The following is an 18,072-nucleotide window of genomic DNA, read 5'->3' as shown; positions in this document are numbered from 1 at the left end:
TTATTATTCGATCGTGTCACCGGGCGTATCGCCAGGACCGGCGTCATTTGCAGACCTATCGTCCACGGGCACGCCATCCACGGAGGCCGTCCCGCCGCCGTTCGGATCGCCACCCAGACTGCCATTGCCGTTGGTCCCGTTCCCGTTGGTGTCCTCGTCCTCCGCGATGGACGCGACGGACACCACCCGCTCGTCGACACCAACGCGGAACAGCGTGACGCCCAGCGTCTTGCGGCCCGCGATGCGCACGTCGTGAATGGGCATGCGGATGACCTGACCGCCGTTGGTGACCATCATCACCTGGTGCGTATCCTCCACCGGGAAGGCCGCGACGATGGAGCCGTTGCGGTCGCCCATCTCCATGTTCCAGATGCCCTGGCCACCGCGGCCGGTCACCCGGTACTCGTACGAGGACGTCCGCTTGCCGTAGCCACGCTCGGTCACGGTCAGCACATACTGCTCCAGGCCCTTCAGTTCCTCGTAACGCTCCGGGCTGAGCGTCACCGCCTCGGTCGGCACCTCGTCGGCCTCCGGCGCCGCATCGCCCTCCATGTCCACGCCTTCCTCGCGCTTGCGCTTCAGGAAGGCGGCACGCTCCTCGGGCGAGGCATCGACATGGTGGAGCGTGGTCATCGAGATGACCTCGTCGCCGTCGGCCAGTCGGATGCCGCGCACGCCGGTCGAGGTGCGGCCCGCGAAGACGCGCACGTCGGCAACCTCGAAGCGGATGCACTTGCCGCCGCCGGTCGCCAGCAGGACATCGTCCGCCTCGGAGCAGGTGCGCACGGCGATCAGACGTTCGCCCTCCTCCTCCAGCTTCATGGCGATCAGGCCGTTGGAGCGGATGTTGGCGAAATCCGACAGACGGTTGCGCCGCACGTTGCCCTTCGAGGTGGCGAAGACGACGTGCAGATCCGCCCACACGGCCTCGTCCTCGGGCAGCGGCAGGACGGTGGTGATGGTCTCGCCGTCGATCAGCGGCAGCAGGTTCACGAAAGCTTTGCCGCGCGCCTGCGGGTTGCCCAGCGGCAGGCGGTAGACCTTCAGCTTGTAGACCATGCCGCGCGACGAGAACAGCAGGAGCGGCGTGTGGGTGTTGGCGACGAACAGATCGCTGACCGCGTCCTCCGCCTTCATCGACATGCCCGACCGCCCCTTGCCGCCGCGCTTCTGCGCGCGGTAGGTGGACAGCGGCACGCGCTTCACGTAGCCGGACTGGCTGACCGTGACGACCATGTCCTCGCGCTGGATCAGGTCCTCGATGTCGGCCTCGAACTCCAGCTCCTGGATCTCGGTGCGGCGCGGGGTGCCGAACCGCTCCTTCATCTCCACCAGCTCGTCGCGGAGGATGCCCAGCAGCTTTGCGCGGTTGGCCAGCGTCTCCAGATAATCGGCGATCTGGTCGGTCACGTCCTTCAGCTCCGCGCCGATCCGGTCGCGCTCCAGCCCGGTCAGGCGGTGCAGGCGCAGGTCCAGGATGGCGCGGGCCTGCTCTTCCGACAGCCGGTAGGTGCCGTTCTCCGACACGCCGCGGCCCGGCTCGTCGATGAGCGCGATCAGCGGCGCGACGTCCATCGCCGGCCACTCGCGCTCCATCATCTGCTCGCGCGCCCAGACGGGGTCGGGGGCGCTGCGGATCAGCGCGATCATGGCGTCCAGGTTGGCGACGGCGACGGCCAGACCGACCAAGGTGTGGGCGCGCTCGCGCGCCTTGCCCAGCAGGAACTCGGTGCGCCGGGTGATGACCTGCTCGCGGAACCGGACGAAGGCCGCGATGATGTCCTTCAGGTTCATCAACTCCGGACGGCCGCCGTTCAGCGCCAGCATGTTGACGCCGAAGGAGGTCTGGAGCTGGGTGTGGCGGAAGAGCTGGGCCAGCACCACGTCGGGCATGGCGTCGCGCTTCAGCTCGATCACCACGCGCACGCCGTCGCGGTCCGATTCGTCGCGCAGGTCGGCAATGCCTTCGATCGTCTTGTCGTTGACGACCTCGCCGATGCGCTCCATCAGCTTGGACTTGTTGACCTGGTACGGGATCTCCGTCGCCACGATGGCGAGACGGTCCTTGCGCACCTCCTCGATCTCGGTCTTGGCGCGGATGATGACGGAGCCGCGCCCGGTCATCAGGGCCGAGCGGATGCCCGAGCGGCCGAGGATCATGCCGCCCGTCGGGAAATCCGGGCCGGGCACGACCTCCATCAGCTCTTCGATGGTGACGTCGTTGTTGTCGATGTAGGCGCAGCAGGCGTCCACCACCTCACTCAGATTGTGGGTGGGGATGTTGGTCGCCATGCCGACCGCGATGCCGCCGGCACCGTTGACCAGCAGGTTCGGGAAACGCGCCGGGACGACCGTGGGCTCCTTGCCCGAATCGTCGTAGTTGGCCTGGAAATCGACGGTGTCCTTGTCGATGTCGTCGAGCAGCGCCTCCGCCGCCTTGGCCAGCCGCGCCTCGGTGTAGCGCATGGCCGCGGGCGGGTCGCCGTCCATCGAACCGAAGTTGCCCTGCCCGTCGATCAGCGGCAGGCGCATGGAGAAGTCCTGCGCCATGCGGACCATGGCGTCGTAGATCGCGCTGTCGCCGTGCGGGTGGTATTTACCCATCACGTCGCCGACGATGCGCGCCGACTTCTTGTAGGGCTTGGTCGAGTCGTACCCGCCCTCCTTCATCGCGTAGAGGATGCGGCGGTGCACCGGCTTCAGCCCGTCGCGGACGTCGGGCAGAGCGCGGCTCACGATCACGCTCATCGCGTAATCGAGATAGGACCGGCGCATCTCGTCTTCGATGGTGACCGGCGCGATGTCGGAGGCGGGAGGAAGGGGCGTCGTGCTCAAGGAGACAAACTCATTCTACGGGCTGCGGCGATGCTCGGTGTTCAGCGCTTGCTGTTCAACGCTCTCGGTTCAACATTTAAGGCTCAACGGTGCACGTCCGCACGGCCCTTCGGGCCGCTGCATGTAATATAAGAATTCCTATCAGCTTTCGCATGTGCACACAACGCTCCGGCAATTCCACGGTTTCTGGCCTTTGCAGGTCAATAGCCTTCGGCCTTTGCAGGACGAGGGCGGCTCAACAGCGCGAAGCGCAGCGAAAGGATGGTCACGGATACCACACTGGCGATCAAAATTCCCTCAAAAAGACCGCGTGCGCCGCGGTCCAGCCCGAAGGCGAGCAAGGCCGACACCGGAATCATCACCACCGCGTAGGAAATGAAGTGCAGCGCGGTGGGAACCCAGGCGTCGCCGCGCCCGCGCAGCGCATTCGCCATGACCACCTGTCCGCCGTCCGCCACCAGAACCCAGGCGGTGAAGGCGATCAGCGGCGCCACCGCGGCGATCAGTTCGGGGTCGGCGCTGTAGATCGCCGCCAGCGGCTCCGGCATCCAGCGGTAGAGCACCCCGACTCCGGCCAGTATCAGGCTGGTGACGCCCAGCCCCGTCCAGCCGGCCAGCGCCATGTCCAGCGGATCGCGCCGGCCATAGGCCACCCCCACCCGCACCGCCGTGGCCGAGGCCAGCCCGACCGCCGCCATGAAGGGCAGCGCCGTCAGGTTCAGCCCGACCGTGTAGGCACCGAGCGCCAGCGGCGAGATCATCCCGGCGAACAGGCCCAGCGTGGCGAAGGCGCCGCTTTCCACGCCCAGGCTGACCCCGGCGGCGTAGCCGAGATGGCGCTGCTTGCGGCTGCCGCTCCACCAGTCGCGGACCGGGTCGCGCACCGCCCAGCGGGCGTGGTCGCTCATGTGCCAAGCGTAGAAGGCGAGGCCGAGCCCCATTCCCCAGCGCACCGCGGTGGTCGCCCAGGCCGAGCCGACCGCCCCCAGGGCCGGGAAACCGCCATGCCCCCAGACGAGCATCCAGGCGAGCAGCGCGTTCAAAAGATTGCCGAGGATCATCGCCACCATGCCCGGAACGGGCCTCTTCAACCCCTCCAGGAAGAATCCGGTGGCGACGTACAGCATCATGCCCGGCATGCCGTAGCCGAGCACCGCCATCACTTGCCCGCCGCCCGCCGCGAGATCCGCGGACTGGCCGGTCAGGCGGAAGAACGGCTCCCCGGCCAGCGAGGCCAGGGCGAAGAGGATGCCGAGCAGCAGCGCGTAGGGAATGGCCCGGCGCCAGACACGCCCGCACTCCGCGTCCTGACCCGCCCCCAGGGCATGGGCGGTCACCGCCACCACGCCCATCATCAGCCCCACGCCGGTGGTGACCAGCAGGTTGGCCGGCAGGTGGGCCAGCCCGTAATAGGCCAGTTCCTGGGCGCTGTAGCGACCGACGATGGCGGTGTCCACCGCCATCATGACCACCAGCCCGGCGCGCGAGACGATGACCGGGGCGGCCAGCCGCAGCAATTCACCCGCGTGGGTGCGCAGACGGTCGGTCAGGAGAGGGGCGGGAATCGCGTGGTCGGGCATGATCGGGGTATCGGTCGCTTGTCTACGGTTGTCACCGCCGGTGGCGGAACCGGCCATCTTGACCTTGCGGCGTACCACGTCAAGTGGCAGCGCATTCTCCTTCCGCCCTGTTGCAAATCCGCCGAACGGGCCGGAACCAACGCCCGCGACACCGCGTTGACGAAACAACAGCATCCTTTGAGGAGTTCGGGATCATGAGCCGCACCATGCCGTTCCCCGTCCGCCAGATCGCCCTCGCCAGCTTCGTCCTGACCTTCGCCGCCCTGCTCGTCGGCTGCAACACGATCGAAGGGGCCGGGCAGGATGTCCAGGCCGGCGGACGGGCCGTCGAACGCGCCGCCGAGTGACGCGCTCCACCACGCTTTTTCAACCACTGAGAGCCACCCGCATGAGCGACCCCATGACGCCGGAGCGCCCCACCGAGGTGCCGCCCCCGAGCAACCCCAACACCCCGCAGCCGGACCGTCCGACCACGCCGGACCCCTACCCGGTCCCCGCGAATCCCGACATCCCTCCGGAGATGCCGCCGCCGGCGGACCAACCCGTTCCCGGCATGCCGTCGCCGACCCAGGCCTAAGGCGCCGTATACGGCGACGGTCGGCGACAAGCCGTTTCAAGGAAGGCTGGTGCCGCAAGGCGCCGGCCTTTTTCGTTGTCCGGCTACCGATTTCCGTAAATCGAAGATTCGAATCTGAAAACAACACCGAAACACATGAGCAACAACGCCCAAGGGACCGTGGCAAAAATTGGCACCATTGCGTTAAGTGTTTTTTTACCTTTCTCTCCACTCACCTTGATGTTAACGGTTTGTTAATCATTGAGGAGAGGCAACCATGGCCACGTTTTCGGGCACCAACGCCGCTGAGCGCCATCTCGGCACCGACTCCGCTGACACGGTCTATGGCAATGGAGGGAATGATTCACTCTCCGGAGGTCTCGGCAACGACTTGCTGGACGGTGGGCTTGGGAATGATTGGCTGGGCGATCCCTACGCCGGCGATCCGGGCAATGACCGCATGCACGGGCGTCAGGGCGACGACCAGCTGTTCGGCGGCGCCGGCGACGACTGGCTGGACGGCGGGTCGGGCAACGACACGGTGAAGGGGGGGCGCGGCGACGACACCCTGGTCGGTGGAATCGGCGACGACTGGCTGATCGACACGCTGCGCGACGACGGGTCGGACGTCTTCCTGCCCGGCGCCGGCAACGACCACATGGTCAGCTACCGCGACAACGCCACGGACATCTTCCGCTTCGACGTGGCGCCGGGCGGCTTCGGGACCGACGACACCACCTATTTCGAAGCCGGAATCGACCGCATCGAGTTCCGCGGCTTCTCCGCCGCCGACCTGACCGTTTCCGCCACCGCCACCAGCACGGCCTTCGGGTTCCGGGACGGGTCGTCGCTCACCGTGGATGCGGTTGGGTTGGTGTCCGGCCGCGACTATGTCTTCACCTGACCGGTATTCTCACCTGAAGGAAGTACCGCGGGCATGAGGGCCTGACGGCGCAAGGGGCGTGGCCGCGGCTGGCCGCGCCCTTTTCCGCTCTTGCCCGCTGCCCCTCCGCTCCGCTGCCGCGTTATAGCCTTGCCCACGCGACGGAGGAGCCACGCATGAACCATCGACGCCTCACCCCCCGCCCCGCCACTCGGCTGCTGGCTGTCTGCGCCCTGGCCGCGCTCGGCGCCTGCGCGGAAACCGGCGCCGCGCAACGACCCATGGCGCAGATGTCGCCGCTGGAGTTGGTCGGGCTGACGGTGCAGTCCATTCCCGAGAACCGCATCCTGGGCGCGGTCGAGGATGTCGTCCTCACCCCGGCCCGTGAGCCGGTCCAACTCGTGGTGGCGAGCGGTGCGCCGGTCCATCCGGTGAAGCGCCATGTGACGCTGGACTCTGGGCAGTTGCGCTATTCGGAAGAGCGGCAGGCACTCGTCCTGACCGGCATGACGGCGAACGAGTTCGACGCCCTGTTCGCCGCGCCCGCCGCAAGTGCGCCGGCCTTGGCTCCCCTGCCCGGCAACCCGGCGGACGCCACCAACTGGAACCGCGCCACCGCGCCGCGCTGAACCTCCCTACGGCCAGGCCCTGCGAGGAAGCCCCTGGGACGGGGCCGCAGGGTCTGGCCGGCGCGCTTCCTTTTGTCTTTGATACGTTATGATATAACGTTACGTTCCCTTGACGCTGTTTGGCGACACGCGGCAACGGGGGAACGATGATGAAGGGCATGGATGCGCCGGGCGTTCCGGCGGGATTCGAAGCGGCGCTGGACCTGGTGCGGTCGTTGTGGGGCGAAGGACGGCACGAGGGCGTGCCGGAGCGGCTGGTCGCCTGGGCGATGATGGTTGAAGCGGTGGACCGGCTCGCCGCCCTGCACGGCCCGAGCGCGACGGCGGGCCTGCTCGACAAACTGCGCCGGGCCGTGCTGGATTCCCCTGTGGGCTCCGGGCCGGGACCCCTTCAATGAGCGGGGTGACCAACAACCGCTTCTTCGGCGCGCGGTCCTGGAGGGAAGCCAAGCCGGTGGTCCTGCACCCACGCTTCTTCGACGGGTTCCGGGATTTTCTCGACGGGCACCCGTTCGATTACCGTGGCTTGGACGGATGGCCGCTGCTCGACCAGCACCGTTACGAGAATGGCCGGGAACTGGCCGCGGAATGCCGCGCCGCCGGGATTGCCGTCCGCTGGGGCGAGCGCACGCGCATCCCGCGCGGACTGAAGGAACTGGTTGCCGAGCGCGCGCGCCGTCGCAAAAAGCCTCGACTGGCCCTTAAAAGCGCAGGCCGGCCGCGGGATTGTCGATCTGGTTGAGGGGGCAGCGGCAGGTCGGGCAGGATATCTGAGAGAGGAGCGTGTTGCGCTGCTCTTCCGTCAGCGAGACGCCGGCGGCCTGCACCGCCTCGTCGATCATCCGCCGATGGTAGGCGGTGGCACCACAGCCCTCGTCCAGCACGCCCTTCAAATCGTCGTTCGGAATCACCCGGAACGCTGCGGCGGGACCGGGCAGGGTCGCCGCACCGCCACCAACCGCGACGGCGGCAAGGGCGCGCAGGAAGTGACGGCGTTGGGTGGCCATGGCTGCTCCTGGATCACGAAGGACGCTCGCCGTGAAATCTCGGTTGGCGGACGTTCCTCGTCAAGCCCGGCCTGCGCCGTTCAGGCCATGACATTCCTGCGGCCGGAACCGGACGGGAGGGGAAGATACCCCCTCCCTGCGCTCATCCGGGCGCGAGAACCGCGGAGGGCATTCCCGGACGATTTAGAACGGGATTTCGTCGTCCAGGTCGTCGTGCTTCGGCGGAGCACCGCCGCCGCTGCGGCCGCCGCCACCACCGTAACCACCACCACCGCTGCCGCCGCCGTAACCACCGCCACCACCGCCGCCACGCGACTCGTAGCCGCCACCGCCGCCACCGCCGCCGTAGCCACCACCGCCGCCGCCTTCGCCCTCACGGCCGCCGGTGAAGTCGATCTCGTTGACACGCACCGACAGGCCGGCGCCGCGGGTGCCGTCGCGCTTCTCGAACTCGCGGATCGTCACCTCGCCGGAGATCACCACGGCCTTGCCCTTGGTCAGGTGCGGCGCCAAAGCCTCCGCACGGCGGCCCCAGATGGAGCAGTCCACCCACTGGGTGGTCTTCCGGTCGCCGAACCCGACGTCGTTGGCGACGCGGAAGCCCAGAACCTTTTCGCCGCTCTGCGTGGAGCGAAGCTCGCCATCCGCGCCGAGGCGCCCCGTAAACGTCCATACATTCATCGCACGTGTCTCCTAGCGCGGGTTCCCGGTATCCCATCCGACCCGTTCGGGCGCCCGGCGGAAGGGCGTCCGGATACCGGGGGTGTCTGTTCGCAGGGCCGGTTTGATCCATGGATCGGTCCATGCCCCACCCTGCCTTGCGCTTCACAAAGCATGCGGGATGGGCACGGGTCAACCGCCGCCGCGGAGCGCTTCGCCCCTTCCGCCCGGATCAACCCGCCCAGCCCGCGCGCAAGAGAACACTCCATGAACAAACATAGCAGAGAGAGTCCGCGGCGCCAACAATTTCCTTGGTGGTTCCCCATCCTCGGCTCCCCGGCATTCCCGTATCGCGACCCTGCATCCCACGCGGCCGGAAAGGGACGCGCGCCGGTGGCAAGTCGCCTGCGCATGGCACATATCTGTCCGGGCTTCGATGCTCTCCCCTGGCCCCTCTCTGGCGTCTTCCCTTCCCCACCGGTTTCGGCTAAGAACACTCCATGAACAAGCACATCAGTGTCCGCGGCGCGCGGGAGCACAACCTCAAGAACGTCGATGTCGATCTGCCTCGGGACGAGTTGATCGTCATCACCGGCTTGTCGGGATCGGGCAAGTCATCGCTGGCGTTCGACACGATCTACGCGGAAGGCCAGCGGCGCTACGTCGAGAGCCTGTCGGCCTACGCGCGCCAGTTCCTGGAGCTGATGCAGAAGCCGGACGTCGATTCGATCGAGGGGCTGTCGCCGGCCATCTCGATCGAGCAGAAGACGACCTCGAAGAATCCGCGCTCCACCGTCGGCACGGTGACCGAGATCTACGACTACATGCGCCTGCTGTGGGCGCGGGTCGGCATCCCCTACTCCCCGGCCACCGGCCTGCCGATCGAAAGCCAGACGGTCAGCCAGATGGTCGACCGCATCCTGGCGATGCCGGAGGGCACGCGCCTGCTGCTGCTGGCGCCGCTCATCCGGGGCCGCAAGGGCGAGTACAAGAAGGAGATCCAGGACCTCCGGAAGCGCGGCTTCCAGCGCGTGCGCGTCGACGGCACGATGCACGAGATCGACGAGGTCCCGGCGCTCAACAAGAAGCTGAAGCACGACATCGACGTGGTGGTGGACCGCATCGTCGTCCGCGAGGGGCTGGGCAACCGGCTCGCCGATTCGCTGGAGACGGCGCTCGGCCTCGCCGACGGAATCGTCTTCGTCGAGAACGCCGAGTCGCACGAGCAGACCGTCTTCTCGCAGAAATTCGCATGCCCGGTGTCCGGCTTCACCATCCCGGAGATCGAGCCGCGGCTGTTCTCCTTCAACAACCCGTTCGGCGCCTGCCCGGCCTGCGACGGGCTGGGCAGCAAGATCTACTTCGATCCCATGCTGGTCGTCCCGGACGAGCGGCTGTCGCTGAAGAAGGGCGCCATTGCCCCCTGGGCCGGCTCCTCCTCGCAGTATTACGTGCAGACGCTGGAGAGCATCGCCAAGCATTTCGGCATCGCCATGGACACGCCGTGGGAAAAGCTGCCGGAGAAGGTCCGCCAGACCATCCTCTACGGCTCCGACGGCGCGCCGATCACGATGACCTACGACGACGGGCTGCGCAGCTACCAGACGAACAAGGCCTTCGAGGGCATCGTCAACAACCTGGAGCGCCGCTACCGCGAGACGGAAAGCGCCTACATGCGGGAGGAGCTGTCCAAGTACCAGTCCTCCCAGCCCTGCGAGACCTGCAAGGGCGCCCGCCTGAAGCCGGAGGCGCTGGCCGTCAAGGTGCACGGCCAGCACATCTCCCAGGCGGCGGAGATGTCCATCGCCGACGCGGCGACGTGGTTCAGCACGCTGAATGACCATCTGCGTCCGAAGGACAAGGAGATCGCCTACCGCATCCTCAAAGAGATCAACGAGCGGCTGGGCTTCCTCAACGCGGTGGGGTTGGAGTACCTGACGCTCAGCCGCGGCTCCGGCTCGCTGTCCGGCGGCGAGAGCCAGCGCATCCGCCTCGCCTCGCAGATCGGGTCCGGCCTGACCGGCGTGCTCTACGTGCTGGACGAGCCGTCGATCGGCCTGCACCAGCGCGACAACGACCGGCTTCTGGCGACTCTGAAGCGGCTGCGCGATCTCGGCAACACCGTGATCGTGGTCGAACATGACGAGGACGCCATCCGCACCGCCGACTATCTGGTGGATATGGGTCCCGGCGCCGGCCAGCACGGCGGCACCGTGATTGCCCAGGGAACCCCGGCGGAGGTCCAGGCCAACCCCGACAGCGTCACCGCCCAGTTCCTCAACGGCACCCGCTTCGTGCCGGTGCCGGACCAGCGCCGCCCCGGCCACAAGGACCAATTCCTGGAGGTGAAGGGCGCACGCGCCAACAACCTTCAGAACGTCTCGGCGCGCATCCCGATGGGCACCTTCACCTGCGTCACCGGCGTGTCGGGCGGCGGCAAGTCCACCCTGATCATCGAGACGCTCTACAAGGCGGTGGCGCGCAAGCTGATGGGGGCGCGCGAGCATCCGGCGGAGCATGACGAACTGCTGGGGCTGGAGAATCTCGACAAGGTCATCGACATCGACCAGTCGCCGATCGGCCGCACCCCACGCTCCAACCCGGCGACCTACACCGGCGCCTTCACCCCGATCCGCGACTGGTTCGCCGGCCTGCCGGAGGCCAAGGCCCGCGGCTACGGCCCCGGCCGCTTCTCCTTCAACGTGAAGGGCGGGCGCTGCGAGGCGTGCCAGGGCGACGGCGTCATCAAGATCGAGATGCACTTCCTGCCCGATGTCTACGTCACCTGCGACGTCTGCCACGGCAAGCGCTACAACCGCGAGACGCTGGAAGTCACCTACCGCGACAAGACCATCGCCGACGTGCTCGACATGACGGTCGAGGAGGGCAAGGAGTTCTTCAAGGCGGTGCCCGGCATCCGCGACAAGCTGGAGACTCTGGAGCGGGTGGGCCTCGGCTACATCCACATCGGCCAGCCCGCCACGACACTCTCCGGCGGCGAGGCGCAGCGGGTGAAGCTGTCCAAGGAGCTGAGCCGCCGCGCCACCGGCCGCACCCTCTACATCCTCGACGAGCCGACCACCGGCCTGCATTTCGCCGACGTCGAGAAGCTGATGGAGGTGCTCCACGCCCTGGTCGACCAGGGCAACACGGTGCTGGTGATCGAGCACAATCTGGAGGTCATCAAGACCGCCGACTGGATCATCGACCTCGGCCCTGAAGGCGGCACCGGCGGCGGCGAGATCGTCGCGGAGGGCACCCCGGAAGACGTGGTGAAGGTCAAACGGAGTTACACCGGCCAGTATCTGGCCCCCTACCTGAAGGCGAAGCCGAAAAGCCGGAAGAGGGCATGAAGACGGGCCGGGGTCATCCCCGGCCTTTTTCTTATGGCCGATTTTTGTCCTGGAAACAAAGCTGCGGCGGGGGCGTTTCTTCTTCATCGTTCGCCAAACAGGATGGAGACGGAGCATGTCAAGGACCATGATGTCCGGTGTGGCGCTGGCTTTCGGCGCGGCCTTGCTGGTCAGCGCCTGCGGGACCGACGAGTCCACCAGCACCACGACCACCACCACGACCACCTCGCCCGGCTACGGCTCCTCAAGCCTGACCACCCCGCCGGTCAGCGGTTCGACCACCACCGAGCGCACGACGACCACCAAGAGCGAATAAGGACTGTTCGCGCGGCCCCAAGAGAAACGACCGGCTCCGCACAGGCGGGGCCGGCCGTTGTCTTACCAAACCTCGCCTTGTTCGTCCTACCAACGTACAAGTTTCACGCCCTCGTCGCTCGGCTAGGATTTCAATGCGCGCCCAACGATGCGCGCCGGAACAGCCGAACAACGGAGGGAACCCCATGCGCACCCTGTTCGCGGTCGCGACCACTCTGGCCGCGCTGGCAAGCCCGGCCCTGGCCGTCGAGGTCACGGAATCGGTCACCTTGCCTTACCCGGTCGAGACGGTCTGGCAGCAGATCGGCCCTTTCTGCAACCTCGGCACCTGGCACCCGGCGGTGGAAAGCTGCACCCTGCGCCGGAAGGACGGCACGCAGGAGCGCGTGCTGGCCCTCAAGGGTGGCGGCGCGATTGAGGAGCGCCTGCTCTCCTCCTCCGCCAGCAGCCACCGCATCCGCTATTCGATCCTGACCAGTCCGCTGCCGGTCAAGGACTACGCGGCCTCCCTGTCGGCCGAACCGGCGGGCGAGGGCACGCGCGTCGTCTGGAAGGCGCGCTACACCTCCAACGGCGCCAGCGACGAGGAAACGCGCAAGGTGATCTCCGGTATCTTCACCTCAGGCTTCGATGGGCTGAAGCAGAAGCTCGCCGCCCAGTAAATCACCGCTGTTCGGCGGAGCGACCAGGATCGCCGGAACCGGCGGGCGACCCTGGTCGCGATTCCGCGCCGTGGTTTGGGTTGGCCTTGCCGTGGCGACAATGACGGTCTACTTGTTCGGCAACTTTGTGAAAGTTGCTGATATGGTCGACACGTCCCTTTCCCCCGTTCACGTCATCGGCGGCGGTCTCGCCGGATCCGAAGCCGCTTGGCAGCTCGCCCAGCGCGGCGTTCCCGTTGTGCTGCACGAGATGCGGCCCGTCCGCCCGACCGAGGCGCACAGCACCGACCAGCTCGCCGAACTGGTCTGCTCCAACTCCTTCCGGTCGGACGACGCGGAGTACAACGCCGTCGGATTGCTGCACGAGGAGATGCGGCGCTGCGGCTCGCTGATCCTGCGCTGCGCCGACGCGCACAAGGTGCCGGCGGGCGGCGCGCTGGCCATGGACCGCGACGGTTTCGCGGGTGCTGTGACCGAGGCGATCATCGGCCACCCGCTCATCACCGTGGAGCGCGGCGAGGTCGCCGGCCTGCCGCCGGAGGATTGGGACAGCGTCGTCATCGCCACCGGCCCCCTCACCTCCCCGCCGCTGGCCGAGGCGATCCGCGGCTTCACGGGCGAGGAATCGCTGGCCTTCTTCGACGCCATCGCCCCCATCGTCTATCTGGAGAGCGTGGACCTGTCCAAGGCGTGGTTCCAGTCGCGCTACGACAAGCCCGGCCCCGGCGGCACCGGCAAGGACTACATCAATTGCGCCTTCGAGAAGGACGAGTACCGCGCCTTCATCGACGCCCTGCTGACCGCCGAGAAGGTGGACTTCAAGGAGTGGGAGAAGAGCACGCCCTACTTCGAAGGCTGCCTGCCCATCGAGGTGATGGCGGAGCGCGGGGTCGACACGCTGCGCTACGGCCCGATGAAGCCGGTCGGCCTGACCAACCCGCACAAGCCGGAACGCCGCCCCTACGCGGTGGTCCAGCTCCGCCAGGACAACGCGCTGGGCACGCTCTACAACCTCGTCGGCTTCCAGACCAAGCTGCGCCACGCCGAGCAGGCGCGGATCTTCCGCATGATCCCCGGCCTGGAGAAGGCGGAGTTTGCGCGGCTCGGCGGCCTGCACCGCAACACCTTCCTGAACAGCCCGCGCCTGCTGGACGGCGCGCTGCGGCTGAAGGCGCAGCCGCGCATCCGCTTCGCCGGGCAGGTGACGGGCTGCGAGGGCTATGTCGAAAGCGCCGCCGTCGGCCTGCTGGCCGGGCGCTTCGCCGCCGCCGAGCGGCTGGGCGGGGAACCGTCCGCCCCGCCGGTCACCACCGCGCTGGGGGCGATCCTCGGCCACATCACCGGCGGCGCCAACGCCGACACCTACCAGCCGATGAACGTCAATTTCGGCCTGTTCCCGCCGGTGGACGAGCGCATCCGCGGTCGCGACCGCAAGCTGGCCTACACCCGCCGCGCCCTGGAGGATCTCGGCGGCTGGTTGGCCGCCGCGCCCGGCGTCGCCGTCTGAGCCAACACGCCGTCATGAAACGGTCATGAAACCCATAGGACAGGCTTCACCGTCGCCGATGACCATCCGCCCCGGAATTGCGCACTCCATAGGGCGGTATGGCCATGCTCCGGGCAACGTCGTTGGTTTTCAAACAGGTGATCGTGCTGGTCCTGGTGACGATTCTCGCCCTTGCGGCGGGAATCACCGCCCTGACGATGAAGAGCGCGGCCGACATCCAGACCTTGTCGCTGCGGAGCGGCGACCAGCTTGGCCATCGCTACGCCGAATCGGTCCAGGCGCAGCTGAACGACGCGATGGACGCGGCCCGTTTCGTCGCCGCCTCGCTGGTCGGCTTGAAAGCCGCAGGTCCGGTGGACCGGGCGCAGCTCACCGGTTGGCTGAAGGGTTTGGCCGAAAGCAACCCGGCCTTCCTCGGCGTCTGGGTCGGGATGGAGCCGAACGCGCTCGACGGGCGGGACGCCGACTTCGTGGGCACGCCGGGGTCCGATAAGACGGGGCGCTTTCTGCCTTACTGGAACCGCGCCTCCGGCACCGTCGCGCTGGAGGCGATCATCGGCTACGACGACCCCGGCCCCGACGGCGCCTATTATCAGGCCCCCAAGCGCAGCCGCCGCGCCATGGTGGTCGAGCCCTACGCCTATATGGTGGCGGGCCGCCAAGTGCTGCTGGTTTCCATGGTCGTTCCCATCGTCGAGAACGACCGGGTCATCGGCGTGGCCGGCGTCGATCTGTCCACCGACGGCATCTGGAACGCGCTGAAGACGGTGACGCCCTTCGGCACTGGCTCGGTCCATCTGCTTTCCAACGGCGGCGTCTGGGCCGGGCACCCCGATCCCACAAGAATGGGCCAGCCGCTCGCCAAGAGCGACCCGGCGCTGGACTCCGCCCTGTCGGCGATCCGCGCCGGCCAGGGATTTGAGGCGCGGACGGCCACGGACGGCGGCGAGGTGCAGCGCCTGTTCATCCCGGTGTCGGTCGCCGGGACGGACACGCCCTGGTCGCTTCTGGTCAACCTGCCGCTGGACACGATGAACGCCCCGGCGAACAGCCTGCGCAACGCCACCATTGGCGGGGGCCTCGGCCTGCTGGCGGTGCTGGTGGTGGCGCTGCTGGCTGCCAGCCACGTCATCGTCGGCGCCCCGCTGCGGCGGACCATCCGGACGCTGGAGGCCGTGGTCGCCGGCCAGCGTGGCGTTTCCGTCGCCGGGACCGAGCGGACCGACGAGATCGGGGCCATCGCGCGGGCGCTGGCCCTGTTCCAGGACAACGCCACCCGCATGGCGGAGATGGAAGAAGAACGCCGCCGCGAGGAGCAGCGCGCCGCCGAACGCCGCAAGCGCGACCTCGCCGACGTCGCCAGTCGGTTCGAAGCGTCGGTGGACGGCGTCGTGCGCACCGTGTCGGAACAGGCCGGCGAGATGCGCAGCACCGCGCAGAACCTGTCGGCCATCGCCACCCAGACCGACCGTCAGGCCGCCGCCGTGTCCACCGCCGCCGAGGAAGCGAGCCAGAACGTCCAGACGGTGGCCGCCGCGGCGGAGGAGCTGAGCTGCTCCATCCGCGAGATCAACGAGCGGATCGGGCGCTCCTCGCAGATGGCCGCGGACACGGTCGCCGAGGTGGAGCGCACCAACAGCACGCTGGAAGGGCTGGCCGCCGCCGCGCAGAAGATCGGCGACGTGGTGAACCTGATCCAGGGCATCGCCGGGCAGACCAACCTGCTGGCGCTAAACGCCACCATCGAGGCCGCCCGCGCCGGGGAGGCCGGCAAGGGCTTCGCCGTGGTCGCCAGCGAAGTGAAGAATCTCGCCAACCAAACCGCGAAGGCGACGGAGGATATTTCCCGGCAGATCGCCGACATGCAGACCGTCAGCGGCACAGTGGTCAGCGTCATCGGGACGGTGGGGCGGAGCATCATCGCCATCAACGAGACGATCACCGCCATCGCCGCCGCCGCGGAGCAGCAGGGCGCCGCCACCCAGGAGATCAGCCGCAACGTCCAGCAGGCGTCGATGGGCACCGCCGCCGTGTCGGCGAACATCGGCGGCGTCACCCAGGCGGCGGGGTCCACCGGCTCGATGGCCGATCAGGCGCTCGACGCCGCCGGCGACCTGTCGCGTGAAGCCGACCAGCTCCGCCAGGAGGTGGAGCGGTTCGTGGCGATGATTCGCGCCGCCTGACCCGGAGGGATCAGAACCTGCCGCGCATCGCCGCCCAGGCCAGCTTGGCGTGGCGCAGCGGGTGGGGCATCAGAACGCGCGGGGCGAAGGGATCGTTGCCCTCCCGCGCCAGCGCGTCCAGATGCAGCCCGGCCAGCACCGTGGGCAGCAAGGCCGACAGGGCGGTGCGCGGCACGGCGTGGCGGAGCGCACGGGCCTTCGCCAGATGGTCGCGGGCAACCTCCGCCACCTCACGCGCCACCGGGCGCAACTCGGGGGTGGAGCGCAGTTCGAACAGGTCGCCCTGCTTGGCGCCGTGCGCCGCCATGCGGTCGGCGGGGAGAAGTTGGCGGTGCTGGCGGGCGTGGAAGGGCACCGCCCGGACGATGCCGGCCAGCGCGTAGCCGATCCCGGCCTGACGCCCGGCCTCCGCCGCCTCGGGCCCCTTCGCGCCCAGGATCTCCAGCGCGAGCTGGACGAGCGGCGCGCCGGTGACCTCCGCGTAGTTGACGAGGCAGGACATGTTGGCCGGCGGGGTGTCGTCCAGGTCGGCCTCCCGCGCGTCGATCAGCCGATCGAACAGGGCGCGGCTCAACCCGCCCTCCCGCACCGCGGCGGCCAGCGGCTCCATCACCGCGTGCTTGGGCACGGCGGCGCCCTCATAGACCTTGTCCAGCCCGTCGCGCCAGAATTGCAGCCGCATCTGGCCCAGCACCGGTTCGGTCACGACCTCGCGGGTCTTGGCGATCTCCAGGTTGAAGGCATAGAGGGCGAACAGCGCTTCGCGGCGCTCCGCCGGGGCGAAGAGGCAAGTCAGGAAACGGTCGTTGTCATATTTCCGCACCTCCCGTCCGCAATAGGACAGGTCGGGGGTCGCCTTCGCCATGTGATGCCTGTTCTGGAAAAATGGGGGTGGCACAGTTTGGAAGCGGGGCAAAGCCCGCTCGCGCCTTATATTAGGCAGACAGGCTCTCCACACCAGCCCCGACGCGCAGCAGGCGGAACAATGGCCGATTTCAACATCGCCCCCACCAAGCCCCGCAAACCCAGCCCGGTCGCCCGCAAGGACTCGGACTCGGAGAATTTTCCGGTCGCCTCGCGTCTGCTGCCGAAGCATCTCAGGCCGCATGTCATGGCCTTCTACCGGTTCGTCCGGCTGGGCGATGACATCGCCGACGATCCCGATCTCGAACCGGAGACCAAGCTCGCCTATCTGGAGGCGCTGGAACGCTCGCTGACCACCGGGCAGGCCAAGCACGCCTATCTGAAGCCGGCGCTGGATCTGCGCGCCAGTCTGCAGGCGACCGGGGTTAGCGATCGCCACCCCCGGCAGGTGCTGCGCGCTTTCCGGCGTGACGCGGTCGGCGCGCGCTGCCACAGCTGGAGCGACCTGCTGCTCTACTGCCGCTTCTCCGCCAACCCGGTCGGGCGCTACCTGCTGGACCTGCATGGCGAGGGGGTGGCCGCCGGTCCGGCGTCGGACGCGCTGTGCACCGCCCTCCAGGTGCTGAACCACCTCCAGGACTGCCGGGAGGACTGGAGCCAGCTCGGGCGCTGCTACATCCCGCTGGTCTGGTTCGATGATTCGGCGATCAGCGTCGAGCGGCTGGTGGAAACGGAGAGCGACGCCAAGCTGCGCGCCATCTTCGACCGTACGCTGGAGCACACCGACCGGCTGCTGGAGCGCGCCGCCCCGCTGCCCGGCCTGATCCAGCATCGCGGCCTGCGGATGGAAGCCTCGGTAATCCTCAGCCTCGCCGAGTCGCTGGCCCAGCGGCTGCGCAGCCGCGATCCGCTGAAGAAGCGGGTGGTGCTCGGCGCGCATCATAAGCTGTTCGCCACCGCACGCGGACTGGCGCGCGCCATCGGGAGCAAATAGACTCCGCGCCCTTCGCCCCCGACCGACACCACGCAGGACCGACG

At 68.1% G+C, this 18,072-nt stretch carries 17 protein-coding genes; 12 read left to right on the top strand and 5 right to left on the bottom strand.

Annotated features, from left to right (window positions below; translation table 11 throughout):
* Positions 1 to 3 precede the first annotated feature (3 nt).
* Positions 4 to 2,835, bottom strand: a complete 2,832-nt coding sequence (gene gyrA / locus H0B54_RS05485; RefSeq protein WP_188259547.1) for a DNA gyrase subunit A — start codon at positions 2,833 to 2,835, stop codon at positions 4 to 6.
* A 200-nt stretch (positions 2,836 to 3,035) separates the two neighbouring features.
* Entirely contained in the window at positions 3,036 to 4,415 is a 1,380-nt protein-coding gene (locus tag H0B54_RS05480) for an MATE family efflux transporter (RefSeq protein WP_172428354.1), read from the bottom strand.
* 194 nt (positions 4,416 to 4,609) lie between these two features.
* Between H0B54_RS05480 and H0B54_RS05475 the strand changes: the two genes are divergently transcribed.
* The 6 genes from H0B54_RS05475 (at position 4,610) to H0B54_RS05450 (ending at position 7,225) form a co-directional block, all read left to right on the top strand.
* The gene (locus H0B54_RS05475; protein ID WP_094302431.1) at positions 4,610 to 4,762 is read left to right on the top strand and encodes an entericidin A/B family lipoprotein; all 153 of its coding nucleotides are present in this window, start codon (positions 4,610 to 4,612) and stop codon (positions 4,760 to 4,762) included.
* Between the two features lie 41 nt (positions 4,763 to 4,803).
* On the top strand, positions 4,804 to 4,992 hold the full coding sequence (locus H0B54_RS05470) for a hypothetical protein (protein WP_094302430.1): 189 nt from the start codon (positions 4,804 to 4,806) through the stop codon (positions 4,990 to 4,992).
* A 256-nt stretch (positions 4,993 to 5,248) separates the two neighbouring features.
* On the top strand, positions 5,249 to 5,875 hold the full coding sequence (locus H0B54_RS05465; RefSeq protein ID WP_188259546.1) for a calcium-binding protein: 627 nt from the start codon (positions 5,249 to 5,251) through the stop codon (positions 5,873 to 5,875).
* 155 nt (positions 5,876 to 6,030) lie between these two features.
* Complete coding sequence (locus H0B54_RS05460; protein ID WP_188259545.1) at positions 6,031 to 6,483, top strand: hypothetical protein; 453 nt, start codon at positions 6,031 to 6,033, stop codon at positions 6,481 to 6,483.
* A 146-nt stretch (positions 6,484 to 6,629) separates the two neighbouring features.
* On the top strand, positions 6,630 to 6,881 hold the full coding sequence (locus tag H0B54_RS05455; protein WP_188259544.1) for a hypothetical protein: 252 nt from the start codon (positions 6,630 to 6,632) through the stop codon (positions 6,879 to 6,881).
* Positions 6,878 to 7,225: a hypothetical protein gene (locus tag H0B54_RS05450; RefSeq protein ID WP_188259543.1), complete on the top strand. Its 348-nt coding sequence runs from the start codon at positions 6,878 to 6,880 to the stop codon at positions 7,223 to 7,225. The genes H0B54_RS05455 and H0B54_RS05450 overlap by 4 nt, the downstream gene beginning before the upstream one ends.
* Here the strand turns inward: H0B54_RS05450 and H0B54_RS05445 are convergent.
* Both H0B54_RS05445 and H0B54_RS05440 read right to left on the bottom strand, forming a co-directional pair.
* The gene (locus H0B54_RS05445; protein ID WP_188259542.1) at positions 7,185 to 7,490 is read right to left on the bottom strand and encodes a twin-arginine translocation signal domain-containing protein; all 306 of its coding nucleotides are present in this window, start codon (positions 7,488 to 7,490) and stop codon (positions 7,185 to 7,187) included. The two genes, H0B54_RS05450 and H0B54_RS05445, sit on opposite strands and share 41 nt — an antisense overlap.
* A 183-nt stretch (positions 7,491 to 7,673) precedes the next feature.
* Positions 7,674 to 8,171, bottom strand: a complete 498-nt coding sequence (locus H0B54_RS05440) for a single-stranded DNA-binding protein (protein WP_188259541.1) — start codon at positions 8,169 to 8,171, stop codon at positions 7,674 to 7,676.
* A gap of 479 nt (positions 8,172 to 8,650) precedes the next feature.
* Between H0B54_RS05440 and uvrA the strand changes: the two genes are divergently transcribed.
* The 5 genes from uvrA (at position 8,651) to H0B54_RS05415 (ending at position 16,170) form a co-directional block, all read left to right on the top strand.
* Entirely contained in the window at positions 8,651 to 11,503 is a 2,853-nt protein-coding gene (uvrA, locus tag H0B54_RS05435; protein ID WP_188259540.1) for an excinuclease ABC subunit UvrA, read from the top strand.
* A 115-nt stretch (positions 11,504 to 11,618) separates the two neighbouring features.
* Positions 11,619 to 11,819, top strand: coding sequence for a hypothetical protein (locus H0B54_RS05430; RefSeq protein ID WP_094302422.1), 201 nt, complete (start codon positions 11,619 to 11,621; stop codon positions 11,817 to 11,819).
* A gap of 184 nt (positions 11,820 to 12,003) precedes the next feature.
* Positions 12,004 to 12,480 carry an SRPBCC family protein gene (locus H0B54_RS05425; protein ID WP_188259539.1) on the top strand — a complete coding sequence of 159 codons (477 nt, stop codon included), beginning with the start codon at positions 12,004 to 12,006 and terminating at the stop codon, positions 12,478 to 12,480.
* Between the two features lie 142 nt (positions 12,481 to 12,622).
* A complete protein-coding gene (gene trmFO / locus H0B54_RS05420) occupies positions 12,623 to 13,987 on the top strand; it encodes a methylenetetrahydrofolate--tRNA-(uracil(54)-C(5))-methyltransferase (FADH(2)-oxidizing) TrmFO (RefSeq protein ID WP_188259538.1) in 1,365 nt (454 codons plus the stop codon).
* Positions 13,988 to 14,091: 104 nt separating this feature from the next.
* Positions 14,092 to 16,170 carry a methyl-accepting chemotaxis protein gene (locus H0B54_RS05415; protein ID WP_188259537.1) on the top strand — a complete coding sequence of 693 codons (2,079 nt, stop codon included), beginning with the start codon at positions 14,092 to 14,094 and terminating at the stop codon, positions 16,168 to 16,170.
* A gap of 10 nt (positions 16,171 to 16,180) precedes the next feature.
* Here the strand turns inward: H0B54_RS05415 and H0B54_RS05410 are convergent, their stop codons facing one another.
* Complete coding sequence (locus H0B54_RS05410; RefSeq protein WP_188259536.1) at positions 16,181 to 17,035, bottom strand: phytoene/squalene synthase family protein; 855 nt, start codon at positions 17,033 to 17,035, stop codon at positions 16,181 to 16,183.
* A gap of 120 nt (positions 17,036 to 17,155) precedes the next feature.
* On the opposite strand from H0B54_RS05410, the gene H0B54_RS05405 reads away from it, so the two are divergent.
* The gene (locus tag H0B54_RS05405) at positions 17,156 to 18,028 is read left to right on the top strand and encodes a squalene/phytoene synthase family protein (RefSeq protein ID WP_094302418.1); all 873 of its coding nucleotides are present in this window, start codon (positions 17,156 to 17,158) and stop codon (positions 18,026 to 18,028) included.
* Positions 18,029 to 18,072 lie beyond the last annotated feature (44 nt).

Origin of the sequence: Azospirillum tabaci, from assembly GCF_014596085.1 — a bacterium.
Lineage (GTDB): Bacteria > Pseudomonadota > Alphaproteobacteria > Azospirillales > Azospirillaceae > Azospirillum > Azospirillum tabaci.
The sequence above is the reverse complement of the archived record's forward strand: the minus strand, read 5'-3'. Positions and strand labels throughout refer to the sequence as shown.